General features: G+C 64.9%; 10 protein-coding genes and 1 tRNA gene. 8 read left to right on the forward strand and 3 right to left on the reverse strand.

All coding sequences use genetic code 11. From position 1 onward, the window contains the following. Positions 1-19: 19 nt before the first annotated feature. A complete protein-coding gene (locus ACXAJV_RS10695) occupies positions 20-358 on the reverse strand; it encodes a P-II family nitrogen regulator (RefSeq protein ID WP_271186785.1) in 339 nt (112 codons plus the stop codon). Between the two features lie 130 nt (positions 359-488). Here ACXAJV_RS10695 and ACXAJV_RS10700 point away from each other — a divergent pair, with 130 nt between their 5' ends. Together ACXAJV_RS10700 and ACXAJV_RS10705 are read left to right on the forward strand one after the other, a co-directional pair. Then, positions 489-2009 carry an NAD(P)H-hydrate dehydratase gene (locus tag ACXAJV_RS10700; protein ID WP_475085176.1) on the forward strand — a complete coding sequence of 507 codons (1521 nt, stop codon included), beginning with the start codon at positions 489-491 and terminating at the stop codon, positions 2007-2009. Between the two features lie 76 nt (positions 2010-2085). Beyond that, the gene (locus ACXAJV_RS10705; RefSeq protein ID WP_475085178.1) at positions 2086-4365 is read left to right on the forward strand and encodes an NADP-dependent malic enzyme; all 2280 of its coding nucleotides are present in this window, start codon (positions 2086-2088) and stop codon (positions 4363-4365) included. Positions 4366-4381: 16 nt separating this feature from the next. On the opposite strand, the gene ACXAJV_RS10710 is transcribed toward ACXAJV_RS10705, so the two are convergent. Then, complete coding sequence (locus ACXAJV_RS10710) at positions 4382-5350, reverse strand: calcium/sodium antiporter (RefSeq protein ID WP_475085181.1); 969 nt, start codon at positions 5348-5350, stop codon at positions 4382-4384. Positions 5351-5631: 281 nt separating this feature from the next. Here ACXAJV_RS10710 and ACXAJV_RS10715 point away from each other — a divergent pair, with 281 nt between their 5' ends. After that, positions 5632-7053, forward strand: coding sequence for an MATE family efflux transporter (locus ACXAJV_RS10715; RefSeq protein WP_475085184.1), 1422 nt, complete (start codon positions 5632-5634; stop codon positions 7051-7053). A 169-nt stretch (positions 7054-7222) separates the two neighbouring features. Here the strand turns inward: ACXAJV_RS10715 and ACXAJV_RS10720 are convergent, their stop codons facing one another. Continuing rightward, on the reverse strand, positions 7223-7825 hold the full coding sequence (locus tag ACXAJV_RS10720; RefSeq protein ID WP_475085186.1) for a methyltransferase domain-containing protein: 603 nt from the start codon (positions 7823-7825) through the stop codon (positions 7223-7225). A gap of 96 nt (positions 7826-7921) precedes the next feature. Between ACXAJV_RS10720 and ACXAJV_RS10725 the strand changes: the two genes are divergently transcribed. From ACXAJV_RS10725 to lon, 5 genes are all read left to right on the forward strand, one after another. Next, positions 7922-8006, forward strand: a tRNA-Leu gene (locus ACXAJV_RS10725). Between the two features lie 343 nt (positions 8007-8349). Further along, entirely contained in the window at positions 8350-9873 is a 1524-nt protein-coding gene (tig, locus tag ACXAJV_RS10730; RefSeq protein ID WP_475085188.1) for a trigger factor, read from the forward strand. 210 nt (positions 9874-10083) lie between these two features. Further along, complete coding sequence (locus ACXAJV_RS10735) at positions 10084-10719, forward strand: ATP-dependent Clp protease proteolytic subunit (RefSeq protein WP_475085190.1); 636 nt, start codon at positions 10084-10086, stop codon at positions 10717-10719. 194 nt (positions 10720-10913) lie between these two features. Beyond that, a complete protein-coding gene (gene clpX / locus ACXAJV_RS10740; protein WP_475085193.1) occupies positions 10914-12185 on the forward strand; it encodes an ATP-dependent Clp protease ATP-binding subunit ClpX in 1272 nt (423 codons plus the stop codon). A gap of 152 nt (positions 12186-12337) precedes the next feature. After that, positions 12338-14743, forward strand: a complete 2406-nt coding sequence (gene lon / locus ACXAJV_RS10745; protein ID WP_475085195.1) for an endopeptidase La — start codon at positions 12338-12340, stop codon at positions 14741-14743. The last annotated feature ends 262 nt before the right edge of the window (positions 14744-15005 follow it).

Below are 15005 nucleotides of genomic sequence, written 5' to 3' on the forward strand. Positions count from 1 at the left end.
CTGGGAAAGGGTGGGGTGGTTAGAGCGCGTCGCGGCCGGTCTCGCCGGTCCGGATGCGGATGACGCTTTCGATCGGGCTGACAAAGATCTTGCCATCGCCGATCCGGCCCGTCTGGGCCGCATTCTGGATCGCCTCGATCGCCGCATCGACGCGGTCGGCCGGCAGAACGAGTTCGATCTTGATCTTGGGCAGGAAGTCGACGACGTACTCGGCGCCGCGATAGAGTTCCGTATGCCCTTTTTGCCGGCCAAACCCCTTGGCCTCGATAACGGTCAGGCCCTGGACGCCGATTTCCTGCAGCGCCTCCTTCACGTCGTCGAGCTTGAAAGGTTTGATGATGGCTTCGATTTTCTTCATCACGGACTCCATGATCTTGTCGCGACGCTAGAGACGGGCAGAAAGCTGACAAGCTTCAATCCGTTCCCGCGATCAGCCAAACCGGGAAATGCCTCACAATCGGGCACGCATGCCACACAATGGAGCGACCATGCACGATGACATCCTGAACACCAAGGACTGTGGTGTTTGCGATCGCCATGCGGCGGAAAACGGCGTGTCCGGTGAAAGCCTTATGGCACGTGCCGGTGCGGCTGTGGCGCAGGCGATTCGCGACCGCTGGGCACCGCGGGAAACTGTGGTGCTTTGTGGTCCGGGCAATAATGGCGGCGATGGTTTCATCTGCGCCGCAGCCCTGCGCGAGGCGGGCTGGCCGGTGCGCGTCTGCCTGATGGGCGAGCCGGACAAGCTCAAGGGTGACGCAGCCTGGGCGGCGGGTGTCTGGCGCGAGACGCCGGACCGCGCCGCGCCGGGCGCGTTCGACACGGCAGAGCTCATCGTGGATGCCCTGTTCGGCGCCGGCCTGAACCGTCCGCCCGAAGGCGAGGCGGCGGCGCTGATTTCGGCGATGAGCGGGCGCGGCGTGCCGGTGATCGCCATCGATCTGCCCTCCGGCGTGTCCGGCGACCTGGCCCGGGCTGACGGCGCCGTGGCCGCGGCCGATCTCACCGTCACTTTCCACCGGCGCAAGCCGGCCCATATTCTCGAACCGGCGGCCAGCCTGTGCGGCGAGGTGGTGCTGGCCGGTATCGGTATCCCTGGCAGCTGGCGGGACGCGGTCCGGCCCTGCGCCCGGGAGAACGGGCCGCAACTCTGGTTCGCCGGCCTGCCAGCCGCCCGTGCCAGCGATCACAAGCACGCCCGCGGCCGGCTTGCCGTCTTCTCCGGCGGGGCGTCCTCGACCGGGGCTGCGCGCCTGGCGGCTCGGGCCGGACTGCGCGCCGGGGCGGGCCTGGTCACCCTGGCCAGCCCGCCCTCTGCCCTGATCGTCAACGCCTCGGCCTCGACAGCCGTGATGGTGCGGCGCTGGGCCGATCCGGCTGCGACAGACGGTTTGCTCGATGATTTGCGCGCCGATGCGGCGGTACTGGGGCCGGCCATGGGTGTGGGCGAGGGGACGCGTGAGGCCGTCGTCTCGGCGGCGCGGGCAGGCGCGGCCCTCGTTCTGGATGCCGATGCCCTGACCAGTTTCGAGGGTGCTCCGGAGACCTTGTTCGCCGTGCTGCGCCCCGGCGATGTACTGACGCCGCACCCGGGTGAATTCCGGCGGCTGTTTCCCGATATCGCCGCGCGGGACGATCTCAACCGGATCGAAGCGGTCGCGATGGCAGCCGGGCAGGCTGGATGCTGTGTGCTTCTGAAAGGGCCGGACACGGTGATCGCGGCGCCGGGGCATCTGCCCGTGGTCAATCGCCATGCCTCGCCAGCCCTGGCCACCGCGGGCAGCGGGGATGTTCTGGCCGGTCTGATGGGCAGTCTGGCCGCGCAGGGTGTCGGCGGATTTGACGCCGCCTGCGCCGCCGCCTGGTTGCACGGTGATTGCGGTCTGAGACTGGGAACCGGACTGATTGCGGAGGACCTGGCGGAGATCCTGCCGGAGCGGCTCGCGGCGCTGCACCGCACCATGCAGCGGCAGCGTGCGCTGGGCCATCTCATCGCGCATAAGAGCTAGGCGTCGCCGGGGCTTGGCTCCGGCTGCGGCCCGGTTCATGTTCGCCCCTCATCTTCCACCGACGAGTTTTCACACCATGGCCTCCGAATCCACCGTCCGTCCTGACCAGCAGCTCGATGCCGATGCCCTGGATTTCCACATGAAGCCTGTGCCGGGCAAGCTGGGGGTGGCGCCGACCAAGCCGATGGCGACCCAGCGCGATCTGGCGCTGGCCTATTCGCCGGGTGTGGCAGCGCCGGTCCGGGCGATCGCGGCGGATCCGGAAACGGTCTACGACTACACCTCCAAGGGCAATATGGTCGCCGTCGTCTCGAACGGCACGGCGATCCTGGGCCTGGGCAATCTTGGCGCGGCCGCCTCGAAACCGGTGATGGAAGGCAAGGCGGTGCTGTTCAAGCGCTTTGCCGATATCGATGCCGTGGATGTCGAGGTCGACTATACCGATCCCGACCAGTTCATCGAATGCGTGCGCGGGTTCGGCAATACGTTCGGCGGCATCAATCTGGAAGACATCAAGGCGCCGGAATGCTTCGAGATCGAGCGGCGCCTGCGCGAGGCACTGGATATCCCGGTCTTCCATGACGATCAGCACGGCACCGCCATTATCGCCGCTGCGGGCCTGATCAATGCGTGCGACCTGACCGGCAAGAAGTTTGAAAACCTCAAGGTCGTGCTGTGCGGGGCCGGAGCTGCCGGCCTTTCCGTGCTCGAACTGATCGAGTCCATGGGCGTGCAGTCGCAGAACACCACCGTCGTGGACATTGATGGCGTGGTCTACAAGGGCCGCCCCGGCGGTCACGAGCGGCTGATGAAGCATGCCGTGGCGACCGACAAGCGTACGCTGGCCGAAGCCGCCGAGGGCGCCGATGTCCTGCTGGGCCTGTCTGCGGCCGGCGTGTTTACCAAGGAGATCGTTGCTTCCCTGGCGCCGGATCCGATCATCTTCGCCATGGCCAATCCGACACCCGAGATCACGCCGGAAGAGGTCAAACAGGTACGCGATGACGTGATCATTGCCACCGGCCGGTCGGACTATCCCAACCAGGTCAACAATGTCCTGGGCTTTCCCTATATCTTCCGCGGCGCGCTGGATGTGCGTGCGCGCACGATCAATGAAGAGATGAAGATCGCGGCGGCCACGGCGCTGGCCGCGCTGGCGCGCGAGGACGTGCCGGACGAGGTGGCCAAGGCCTACAAGGTCGACCGCCTGCAATACGGGCGCGACTACATCATCCCGACGCCGTTCGATCCGCGCCTGATCGCCTGGGTGCCGCCCTTCGTGGCCCAGGCCGCGATCGATACGGGTGTCGCACGCCGTCCGATCGAGCATGCCGACAGCTACAAGCAGGTGCTGGCCCGCCGTCTCGACCCGACCGCCGCGCTGCAGCAGCGCATCTCCGCCTCGATCCGTGCCGAGCAGAAGACCATCGTCTTTGCCGAGGGCGAGGAGCCGGCCGTGATTCGCGCTGCCCACGCTTTCCAGACCCAGGGGCTGGGCAAGGCGATCCTTGTGGCGCGCGAGAATATCGTGGCCGAGAACATGAAGGAGCTGGGTATTCCGGCGGGCTCGCTCGAAGTGTGCAATGCCCGCTTGTCCGAGCATAATTCGGAGTATGCCGACTATCTCTACGAGCGCCTGCAGCGTCAGGGTTATCTGCGCCGCGACGTGCAGCGCCGGGTCAATAATGACCGGAATGTCTTCTCTGCCTGCATGCTGAAAATGGGCCATGCCGACGGCATGGTCACCGGCGTCACACGCCACTCCAATGTGGTGATGAATGATGTCGAGCTGGTGCTCGATCCGGTCGCCGGCAGCCGCACGGTCGGGGTCGCTGCAGCGGTCACGCGCGGCCGCACCCTGATTATCGGCGATGTCTCGGTAACGGAATTCCCCGATGCGCGGGCCCTGTCGGAGATCGCGATCGCCACGGCCAATGCTGCGAAGCGGCTTGGCATGACACCGCATGTCGCCTTTCTGTCCTACTCCTCCTTCGGCAACCCGCCGGGTGAGCGGTCAACCAAGATCCAGCAGGCCGTCAGCCTGCTCGACGATCTTGGCGTTGATTTCGAATACGAGGGCGAGATGGCGGCCGATGTGGCGCTCGATCCTGATCACCACCAGCTTTATCCCTTCTCGCGCCTGACCGAGCCGGCCAATGTGCTGATCATGCCGGCGGTACACTCAGCCTCGATCGCGCTGCGCCTGCTCAAGGCGGCCGGCGGGGCGACGGTGATCGGTCCGATGCTGGTCGGTCTGGAAAAACCGGTCCAGATCGCGCGTCTGGGCGCCTCGGTCAGCGATATCGTCAACCTGGCCGGCATCGCCGCCTACGACCTCAACCAGCCAGTGATCTAGCGCGCCGGCTAGGGTGTCAGCCCGCGATGCCGCCCGTGGTGAATTGCCAGGCGAGATAGGCGGTATAGGCGGCCAGCATGGCGAGGCCGATGCCGCGGCCGATCCGTTTTGTCGCCACGAGCAGCAGCACGACCAGCGCCGACACGCCCAGCATCAGGGGCACATCGAGGACGCGGAATTGCGGCCCGACCGGGATCGGCGTCACCAGGGCGGTGATGCCCAGTATGGCGAGGATGTTGAAAATGTTCGAGCCGATCACATTGCCCAGCACCACATCGGAATGACGCTTCCAGGCCGCGACGATCGAGGTGGCCAGCTCGGGCAGGGAGGTGCCGATCGCCACCAGGGTCAGGCCGATCACCGCATCCGATACGCCGAATGTCCGCGCGATCGAGACGGCACCGCGCACCAGCAGGTCGGCGCCTAGCATCAGGGCGAGAATTCCGCCGACCACGAAAGCCGCCGCGATCCAGACCGATTGTGTGGCGACGCCCTCGAATTCTTCGGTCTCGTGCTCGTGCTGGCGGGAGGGGCGGCCGCGGCGCTCGAGCCAGTAGGAGACAGCCAGATAGGCCAGGAGTGCCGCGAAAAGCCCCGCGCCTTCGACCAGGCCGATGATATTGCCGAAGGTCAGTCCGAACAGGGCCAGCGCGGCGACGCTCATCACCACCGCATCGCGCATCGCCGTACGCTGCCAGCCCACAATGGGGGTGATCACGGCGGCGACGCCCAGGATCAGCAGCACATTGGCGATGTTCGAGCCGACGACATTACCCAGCGCGATGTCCGGTGCCCCGCCCAGGGCGGCATTCACCGATACGAGGAGTTCCGGCGTCGAGGTGCCGAAGGCGACCACGGTCAGGCCGATCAGGAGTTTCGACAGGCCCAGCTTCCCGGCGATGGCGACACTGCCGCGGACCAGGCCTTCCCCGCCCATGAAGAGCAGGACGAAGCCTGCGACGATGAAACCGGTATCCTGGAGCATCGGGAACATTCCTGTCAGCGCGGCGGGGGCATCCGGCGCGGGCCGGACATCGGGTTTCTTCGCATGACGGGCCGGACAGGCAAGGGGGATTGCGCGCCGGCGGGCTGCCAGGGCAGGGGATTGGCGGCGTTTCCAGTCCCCCTTGACGTGCCGCTGACCGGGGCCACAGCGCCGGGCCTCAACGCTCATCGCGATGTTTTCACACCAAATTGACCGTCACAGGCTGCAGACAGGGGCGGGGCTTCCTATCTATGCTCGACGGCGAACAGGAGGGGTACGCCATGGCCGGACGGTCTGCACACGACATGACGCAAGGACCGGTCTTCGGGCATGTCGTCCGGATGATGATGCCGATGAGTTTCGGCATTCTCGCGATGATGCTGGTCGGCATTGTCGATACCTATTGGGTCGGCACGCTGGGTACCGCCCAGCAGGCAGCCGTGCAGATGAGTTTCCCTGTCACCATGCTGGTGATGAGTGTCTCGATCGGCCTGGGAGCGGGTGCCGTCTCGGCTGTGTCGCGGGCGGCGGGACGCAAGGACGGCTCCTCCATCTCGCGCATTTCCACCGATGCCATGACGCTGGCGCTGCTGCTGGTCGGCGGGGTGTCGCTGATCGGCATGCTGACCGTCGAGGACATCTTCCGGGCGCTGGGCGCCAGCGACACCATGCTGCCGCACGTGGTCGACTATATGCGCGTCTGGTTCGGCGGCATTGTGCTGATCGTCGGCCCGATGGTGGCCGGCAATATCCTGCGCGCGCTGGGCAATGCGGTGATCCCCTCGGTCATGATGATGGCTGCTGCCGCGATCAATCTCGTGCTCGACCCGATCTTCATCCTGGACGATGTGTTCGGGCTTTTCCCCGGCCTGGGCTGGGGCGTGTCCGGCGCAGCGCTGGCGACGGTGGCGGCAAATGCCTGCACCTTCCTGATGGTGCTCTGGTATCTCGTCTTCCGCGAGAAACTGCTCGACTTCAAATGGGAAGATCTCGGCGAGGTCTGGCACCACTGGTCGGACATTGCCCGTGTCGGCATCCCGGCCTGCATATCCAACATCTTCAATCCTGTCGCGATGACCGTCGCCATGTCGGGCCTGGCCATGGCGCGCTTCGGCGATGCCGCGGTCGGCGGTCTCGGCGTGGCCGGGCGCCTGGAAGCCTTCGCCATCGTGCCGCTGTTCGCCCTGTCGGCCTGTATCGGCGCGGTGACCGGCCAGAATGGCGGCGCCGAACGGACCGACCGGGTGCGCGAAGCCTTCCGCACCTCCTTCCTCTTTGCCCTGGCCTGGGGGCTGGGCGTGGCGGCGGTGCTGTGGATCTTCGCCGATGTGCTGGCCGCGATATTCCTCCCGTCCGAAGCCGGGCAGGCGGCCGCGGTGTCCTATTGGCGCATCGCCTCGCTGACCATCGCCGGTTACGGCATCACGATTGCCGGCAGTGCCGGTTTCAACGGTCTGGGCCGGCCCAGCTATGGCATGATGATCACCGCCGGCCGCGCCCTCGGACTGATGGTGCCCTTCGTCCTGCTCGGAAGCTTCCTCGTCAACGCACCGGTCGGCGTGATCGGCGGCATCGCCGCAGCCAATATCCTGTCCGGCCTTGTCACCGCACTCTTCGTGATGACCCGCGCCCCGATGACCGCCAAGCACGGCAAGGCACGCAAGCGCAAACCGGCAGAGGGTGCGGCGGAAGAGCCGGCCTGACATCACGGCTCGCCCCGCTTGCGGGGGAGCTGTCCGCGTCAGCGGACTGAGGGGGCGGTGCAGTGCACCGCAGAGCGCGTCAGCGCGCACGGGCGACTCACCCCCTTCGACCTCACCCGGCCCGAGGGCCGGGCTCGGCCACTTCCCCCGCTCACGCAGGGGAAGTCTGTCACCGCCTTGTCAGCACCCCGCCCAGTTCCGGCTTGCCGTTCAGCGACGGGTGGGGCCAGGCGGTGAAGGCGTCGTCGGCCGGCCATGCCCAGCGTTCGGCCGGGAACAGCGCATGCATCGCCTCGAGCGAACAGCCATAGGGCGGGCCGCCGCGCTCGGCCTTCTGCATGAAGAGGGTGAGCAGGCGGCCGCCGGGCTTCAGCCAGGCATGGACGGCGCGTTCGTAATCCGCGCGCAGGCGGGGCGGGATGGCGCACAGGAAGGTCTGCTCATAGACCAGATCGGCCGGTTCCCCGGGACGCCATTGCGTCAGATCGGCTTCGACCAGGCTGACCTCCAGCCCGGCGTCGTCCAACTGCTCGCGCTGCCAGGCGAGGGCGGTCGGGGCGACATCGCCGGCGGTGACGTGCACGCCCGCCCGGGCAAAGGCCACGACCTCCGGCGCCCGGCCGCAACCCGGCACGATCACGCTGAGCCCCGGCGCCAACACGCCTTCGGCCAGCCAGTGCGCGGCGGCAGGATGCAGCTGGCGGCGCTCCCATGGGGTGTCGCCATCGCGGAAACGCGTCTCCCAGTCGAAGGGCGTGCGGTCTTCGGACATTCCTGACATGCCGCGATATAGAACCGCCGCAGCCCGCCCGGCAATGGCCGCTTGCCTATCCGCGCCGCCCCGTGCCAAGAGATCGCCACCAGACGTGCGGATGTGGCGGAACTGGTAGACGCGCTGGATTTAGGTTCCAGTGCCGCAAGGCGTGGAGGTTCGAGTCCTCTCATCCGCACCATTCGGAGCCGGTCTGCCAGAGGCAGAAAAATCGATCCGGTGAATCGATTTCAGGCGGAGAATGCCCCGGCAGGGGGCTTCGCCCTGCGGGCTTCGGGTGGCAAGCCACCCGCAGCGCGCATCCGGGCGAAGCGGTGCCCCGCCGAAGCCTTTGGCAAAGGAGGGCTCGTCTGCCACACCCGCCCGATCCTCCAGACCCCGCTTGCGATCAGGCTGCAATCGCCTCATCTGCACCCGTCAACCGCTGCCCGGCGTTGCACAGCGCGAATCCCCGTGACATAACGCGCGCTCGATTTTGCACGCGCGCATCTGCGCACCTTTACAAAGAACACCAAGGCCAACCCATGAACGTCACCGAGAAATCTTCCGAAGGCTTGAGCCGCACTTTCGAGATCGTCTTCCCGGCCGACGATCTGCAAGCTCGCCTCGCAGCGAAGATCGAAGAGATCCGTCCGGAAGTCCGCCTGAAGGGCTTCCGCCCGGGCAAGGTTCCCACGAGCCACATCCGCAAGATGTTCGGCGAGTCGATCATGGGCGATCTGCTGAACGAGCTGGTCCCGCAGACCACGCAGAAAATGCTCGACGAGAAGAATATCCGGCCAGCCAACCAGCCGGACATCAAGGTCATCAGCGAGGCGCCGGACGTGCTCGCCGGCAAGGCCGACTTCTCCTTCGAGGTTTCGCTGGAAGTGATGCCGGAATTCGAACCGGCCGATCCGTCCAAGCTGAAGGTCGAGCGCCCGGTCGCCGAGGTGGATGAGGCCGAGGTCGACGAGGCGCTGCAGAAGCTGGCCGAGGAAAACCGCGAATTCGCCGCCAAGAAGGGCGGCAAGAACGCCAAGGCGGAAGAGGGTGATGTCGTCGTCATCGATTTCGTCGGCAAGCTTGATGGTGAGCCCTTCGAGGGCGGTTCCGCCGAAGATGCCCGCGTGGCCATCGGCGACGGTGCCTTCATCCCGGGCTTCGAGGAGCAGCTGGTCGGTGCCAAGGCGGGCGAAGAGCGCGTTCTGAAAGTGACCTTCCCGGCGCAGTACCAGGCCGCCCATCTGGCCGGCAAGGATGCCGAGTTCGACGTCACCGTGAAGTCGGTCGAAGCACCGGGCGAAGCCAAGGTCGACGACGAACTGGCCAAGCGCCTGGGCCTCGACGGTCTGGACGGCCTGAAGGACGCGCTGAAGAAGCGCTTCGCCCAGGAGCACGCCCAGCAGTCGCGCATGAAGGTGAAGCGGGCCCTGCTCGACCAGCTTGATGCCGCGCACAGCTTCGACCTGCCGCCGCAGATGGTGGATGCCGAGTTCGACAATATCTGGCGCGAAGTCCAGCACGCCATCGAGAACGATCAGCTCGAGGAAGAAGACAAGGGCAAGTCGGAAGACGAGCTGAAGGCCGAGTATCGCGGCATTGCCGAGCGCCGCGTGCGCCTGGGCCTGGTGCTCGCCGAGATCGGCCGCCGCAACAATGTCGACGTGACCCAGGAAGAACTCTCCCGCGCCATCAACCAGGAAGCCGTGCGCTATCCGGGTCAGGAGCGCCAGGTCGTCGAGTTCTACCAGAAGAATCCGCAGGCCATCGCCCAGCTGCGCGCGCCGATCTATGAGGAAAAAGTCGTCGACTACATCCTCGAGCTCGCCGACGTCTCCGAGGTGACCGTGTCCAAGGACGCGCTCTACGCCGAGGAAGACGAAGCGCCGGCTCCGGCCAAGAAGAAGGCCGCGCCGAAGAAGAAGGCCGCTGCCAAGAAGGACGACGACAAGCCGGCCGCGAAGAAAAAGGCTCCGGCCAAGAAAGCGGCGGCGAAGGACGGCGACAAGGCTGAGGCCAAGAAAGCCGCACCGAAGAAAAAGGCTGCGGCCAAGAAGGACGCCTGATCACCGGGCTCTTTCGCACACGATCAGCGCCGGCGTCCCAGGACGCCGGCGCTTTTCGTTTCCGGGTGCAAATTTGTGTGCCGTTGCGGGAATTCGCACAGGCGTGTGCAGCGTCCGCCTTGCACGCGGAAGCGAGCACCGCAATATTTGACCAATCCCGTCTGACGAGAATCGGCGCCGAACGGCTGCCCGAACCCCAAGGAGCGCGACATGCATGATCCCCAGGACAGGACGATGAATCTGGTTCCGATCGTCGTCGAGCAGACCAGCCGGGGCGAACGCTCCTTCGATATCTATTCGCGGCTTCTCAAGGAGCGCATCATTTTCGTCACCGGTCCGATCGAGGACCATATGGCGAGCCTGATCGTCGCCCAGCTGCTTTTCCTTGAATCGGAAAATCCGAAGAAGGAAATCTCGATGTACATCAACTCGCCCGGCGGCGTGGTCTCGGCTGGCCTGGCGATCTACGACACGATGCAGCACATCCGCTGCCCGGTCTCCACCATGTGTATCGGCATGGCCGCCTCGATGGGCTCGCTGCTGCTGACGGCGGGCGAGGACAAGAAGCGCTATGCCACGCCGAATGCGCGGATCATGGTGCACCAGCCCTCCGGCGGTTTCCGCGGCCAGGCCTCGGACATTGAGCGGCATGCGGCGGACATCCAGAAGATCAAGCGCCGGCTGAACGAGATCTATGTGCACCACACGGGCCGCACCTATGACGAGATTGAACAGGCCCTCGACCGCGACAACTTCATGTCGGCGGACGAAGCCAAGGAATTCGGCCTCATTGACGAGGTCTTTACGCGTCGCAGCGAGGATGACGGCGAAGGCAAGTCCGGCTAGGGCATGATTGCCGGGCGCGGTTGAAGCTTGATCCATGCCGCGCCCATGTGGTCGAATGCACAGTGACGGAAACCTTTCGCTAAAGTTCGGCCCTGATTTTGCTCAGGGCTGGATGCGAGGCGGGACAAATGCCGGTGTGGTATCGTAATGATACCATTCAAGTGCCGGGACCTGCGGGTTGAATTGGAGCGGTCATGAGTAAGACGACGGGCGGAGACGGCGAGTCGAAGAACACCCTCTACTGTTCTTTCTGCGGAAAGAGCCAGCATGAGGTGCGCAAGCTGATTGCCGGGCCCACCGTGTTCATCTGCGATGAATGCGTCGAGCTCTGCATGGATATCATCCGCGAGGAGAACAAGTCCTCGCTGGTGAAGTCCAAGGAAGGCGTGCCCACGCCGCAGGAAATCTTCAATGTCCTGAACGATTATGTGATCGGCCAGGCGCACGCCAAGCGCGTGCTCGCCGTGGCCGTGCACAATCACTACAAGCGGCTCAACCACGCCTCGGCCAATTCCGATGTGGAACTGGCCAAGTCGAACATCCTGCTGATCGGTCCGACCGGTTGCGGCAAGACGCTGCTGGCCCAGACGTTGGCGCGCATCCTCGATGTGCCCTTCACGATGGCCGATGCAACAACGCTGACCGAAGCCGGCTATGTCGGCGAGGATGTCGAGAACATCGTGCTGAAACTGCTGCAGTCGGCCGACTACAATGTCGAGCGGGCCCAGCGCGGCATCGTCTATATCGACGAGATCGACAAGATTTCCCGCAAGTCCGACAACCCGTCCATTACGCGTGACGTGTCGGGCGAGGGCGTGCAGCAAGCGCTGCTGAAGATCATGGAAGGCACGGTCGCCTCCGTGCCGCCGCAGGGCGGGCGCAAGCATCCCCAGCAGGAGTTCCTGCAGGTGGACACGACCAATATCCTTTTCGTCGTCGGCGGCGCCTTTGCCGGTCTCGACAAGGTGATCTCCCAGCGTGGCAAGGGGTCTGCCATCGGCTTCGGCGCCGATGTACGTGAAAGCGACGACCGCCGCACGGGTGATATCCTGCGCGAGGTGGAACCGGACGATCTGCTGCGTTTCGGCCTGATCCCGGAATTCGTCGGCCGTCTGCCGGTCATCGCGACCCTGGAAGACCTGGACGAGGACGCCCTGGTGCAGATCCTGACCGAGCCGAAGAATGCGCTCGTGAAGCAGTATCAGCGCCTGTTCGAGATGGAAGGCGTCGGTCTGACCTTCACCGAGGATGCGCTCAAGGCGGTGGCTGCCAAGGCGATTGCCCGCAAGACCGGTGCGCGCGGCCTGCGTTCGATCATGGAAGGCATCCTCTTGGAAACGATGTTCGACCTGCCGGGCCTGGAAGGCGTGGAAGAGATTGTCGTCAACGCGGAAGTCGTCGAGGGCAACGCCAAACCGCTCTTCATCTATGCCGAGCGCAAGGACGACAAGCGGACGGGTGCTTGAGGACGCTTGAAATCGGCGATCGCGATCGCCACTTCATGATCCAGGTGGGACGCGTCGGGCAAGACCGGGAGCGCTTGCCGGCCGTCCCGTATCGATAGAAAGATCCAACGAGATCTGCACGCGCCCCTGTATCGGGCGCGCATGGAGTAAGCATGTCCAATACGAAGACACTACCGCTTCTGCCGCTGCGCGACATTGTGGTTTTTCCCCACATGATCGTTCCCCTTTTCGTGGGGCGCGAGAAGTCGGTGAAGGCGCTGGAAGAGGTGATGAAGGCGGACAAGCAGATCCTGCTTGCCACCCAGCGCAATGCCGCGGACGACGAACCGACGCCGGATGCGATCCATCGCACCGGTGTGGTCGCCTCTGTCCTGCAATTGCTGAAACTGCCCGACGGCACGGTGAAAGTGTTGGTGGAAGGCGGCGTCCGCGTCGAGATCACCGGCTATACGCCGCGTGAGGAATACTACGAAGCGGTCTGCGAACCGGTGGCCGAGGATTCCGGCGACGATGCCGAGCTGGAAGCGCTGATGCGCACCGTTGCGGCAAAGTTCGAAGACTATGTGAAGCTGAACAAGAAGGTGCCGCCGGAAGCGCTGGCTTCGCTGTCGCAGATCCAGGAGCCGGGCAAGCTGGCCGACTCGATCTCGGCGCACCTGGCCGTGAAGATCGACGAGAAGCAGTCGCTGCTGGAAGAACCCGGTGTCGCCAACCGGCTTGAGCGTGTGCTCGGCCTGATGGAAGGCGAGATCGGCGTGCTGCAGGTGGAAAAGAAGATCCGCTCGCGCGTGAAGCGCCAGATGGAGAAGACCCAGCGCGAATATTATCTCAACGAGCAGATGAAGGCGATCCAGCGCGAGCTGGGCGAGGGCGATGACGGCCGCGAGGAACTCGCCGAGCTGGAACAGCGCCTGACCGAGGCCAAGCTGCCCAAGGAAGCGCGCGCCAAGGCCGACGCCGAATTCAAGAAACTGCGCCAGATGAGCCCGATGTCGGCCGAGGCCACGGTCGTGCGAAATTATCTCGACTGGATCCTGGCGCTGCCCTGGAACAAGCGCAAACGCCTGAAGAACGACCTGGAACGCGCCGAGGGCGTGCTCGAGGACGATCATTACGGGCTGGAGAAGGTCAAGGAACGCATTCTCGAGCATCTCGCCGTGCAGTCGCGCACCCGCAAGCTGCGCGGTCCGATCCTGTGCCTCGTCGGCCCGCCCGGCGTCGGCAAGACCTCGCTGGGCCGTTCGATCGCCAAGGCGACGGGCCGCGATTTCGTGCGCATGTCGCTGGGCGGCGTGCGCGACGAGGCCGAGATCCGCGGCCATCGGCGCACCTATATCGGCTCCATGCCGGGCCGCATCATCCAGTCGATGAAGAAGGTGAAGTCCGCCAATCCGCTCTTCCTGCTCGACGAGATCGACAAGCTGGGCGCCGATTATCGCGGCGATCCGGCCTCGGCCCTCCTGGAAGTGCTCGATCCGGAACAGAATTCGACCTTCAACGACCACTATCTGGAAGTCGATTACGACCTGTCCGACATCATGTTCGTGACCACCGCGAATACGCTCAACCTGCCGCAGCCGCTTCTTGACCGGATGGAGATCATCCGCATCGCCGGCTACACCGAGGACGAGAAAGTCGAGATCGCCAAGCGTCACCTCCTGCCCAAGCAGATGTCCAACCACGCCCTGGGTGACAAGGACTTCTCGCTGGAAGAGGCAGGTCTGCGCGATCTGATCCGCTACTATACCCGCGAGGCGGGCGTGCGGAATCTCGAGCGCGAGATCGCCAACCTGGCCCGCAAGGCGGTGCGCCAGATCCAGAGCGGCAAGGCTGACAGCGTCACCGTGACGCCGGACAATCTCGGCGATTTCGCCGGCGTGCGGAAATTCCGCTTCGGCGAGACCGACAAGGAAGACCAGGTCGGTGTCGTCACCGGGCTGGCCTGGACCGAAGTCGGCGGCGACCTCTTGACCATCGAGGCCGTGCGCATGCCGGGCCGTGGCAAGTTTACCGTGACGGGCAATCTGCGCGATGTGATGAAGGAGTCGATCTCGGCCGCGAATTCCTTCGTGCAGTCGCGGGCACCATCGCTTGGCATCAAGCCGACCGTGTTCCGCTCGTCCGACATCCACGTCCACGTGCCCGAGGGTGCCACGCCGAAGGACGGTCCCTCGGCCGGTATCGGCATGATGACGGGCATTGTCTCCGTGCTGACCGGCATTCCGGTGCGCAAGGATATTGCCATGACCGGCGAGATCACCCTGCGCGGCCGCGTGCTGCCGATCGGCGGTCTGAAGGAGAAACTCCTGGCGGCGCTGCGCGGTGGTGTGAAGACGGTGCTTATCCCCACGGACAATGAAAAGGATCTCGCCGAGATCCCGGACAATGTGAAAGAGGGGCTGGAGATCATCCCGGTGGAAACCGCCGACGAGGTTCTCAAGCTCGCGCTCACCGAGCCGGTGCAGCCGGTCGAATGGACCGAGGCCGACGAAGCCGCCCTGGCGGCGATGGCCTCGCAGACCGGCGCGGGGGCAGGCGAGACACCCATGGCGCACTGATGTTGCCCTTACCGGGCAGCAATGGTGCCGTGGCGTGACAGGAGAAGGGCGGCTTTGGCCGCCCTTTTTTGTGGCCGCCGCCAGATTTTTGCACGCGCACGACGCAGATGCGGAAATTGAGCATTGACCTTGCGCAAAACCCCCGCCACTCTCGCTCCATGACTTTCGCGACGTTCTATTTTAACGGCTACTTTATCAGCGCAACCCGTGAGGGGGCGGTGGTCGGCTGACGTGTGTGAAAGCACCGGATTTGCAGGGCCTC

This window comes from Maricaulis sp. ABE4_448 (assembly GCF_056160825.1).

Excerpts from the sequence above, each read along its gene's own strand:
- ACXAJV_RS10695 (WP_271186785.1), bottom strand. The coding sequence starts at position 358 with ATGAAGAAAATCGAAGCCATCATCAAACCTTTCAAGCTCGACGACGTG.
- ACXAJV_RS10700 (WP_475085176.1), top strand. The coding sequence starts at position 489 with ATGCACGATGACATCCTGAACACCAAGGACTGTGGTGTTTGCGATCGC.
- ACXAJV_RS10705 (WP_475085178.1), top strand. The coding sequence starts at position 2,086 with ATGGCCTCCGAATCCACCGTCCGTCCTGACCAGCAGCTCGATGCCGAT.
- ACXAJV_RS10710 (WP_475085181.1), bottom strand. The coding sequence starts at position 5,350 with ATGCTCCAGGATACCGGTTTCATCGTCGCAGGCTTCGTCCTGCTCTTC.
- ACXAJV_RS10715 (WP_475085184.1), top strand. The coding sequence starts at position 5,632 with ATGGCCGGACGGTCTGCACACGACATGACGCAAGGACCGGTCTTCGGG.
- ACXAJV_RS10720 (WP_475085186.1), bottom strand. The coding sequence starts at position 7,825 with ATGTCCGAAGACCGCACGCCCTTCGACTGGGAGACGCGTTTCCGCGAT.
- tig (WP_475085188.1), top strand. The coding sequence starts at position 8,350 with ATGAACGTCACCGAGAAATCTTCCGAAGGCTTGAGCCGCACTTTCGAG.
- ACXAJV_RS10735 (WP_475085190.1), top strand. The coding sequence starts at position 10,084 with ATGCATGATCCCCAGGACAGGACGATGAATCTGGTTCCGATCGTCGTC.
- clpX (WP_475085193.1), top strand. The coding sequence starts at position 10,914 with ATGAGTAAGACGACGGGCGGAGACGGCGAGTCGAAGAACACCCTCTAC.
- lon (WP_475085195.1), top strand. The coding sequence starts at position 12,338 with ATGTCCAATACGAAGACACTACCGCTTCTGCCGCTGCGCGACATTGTG.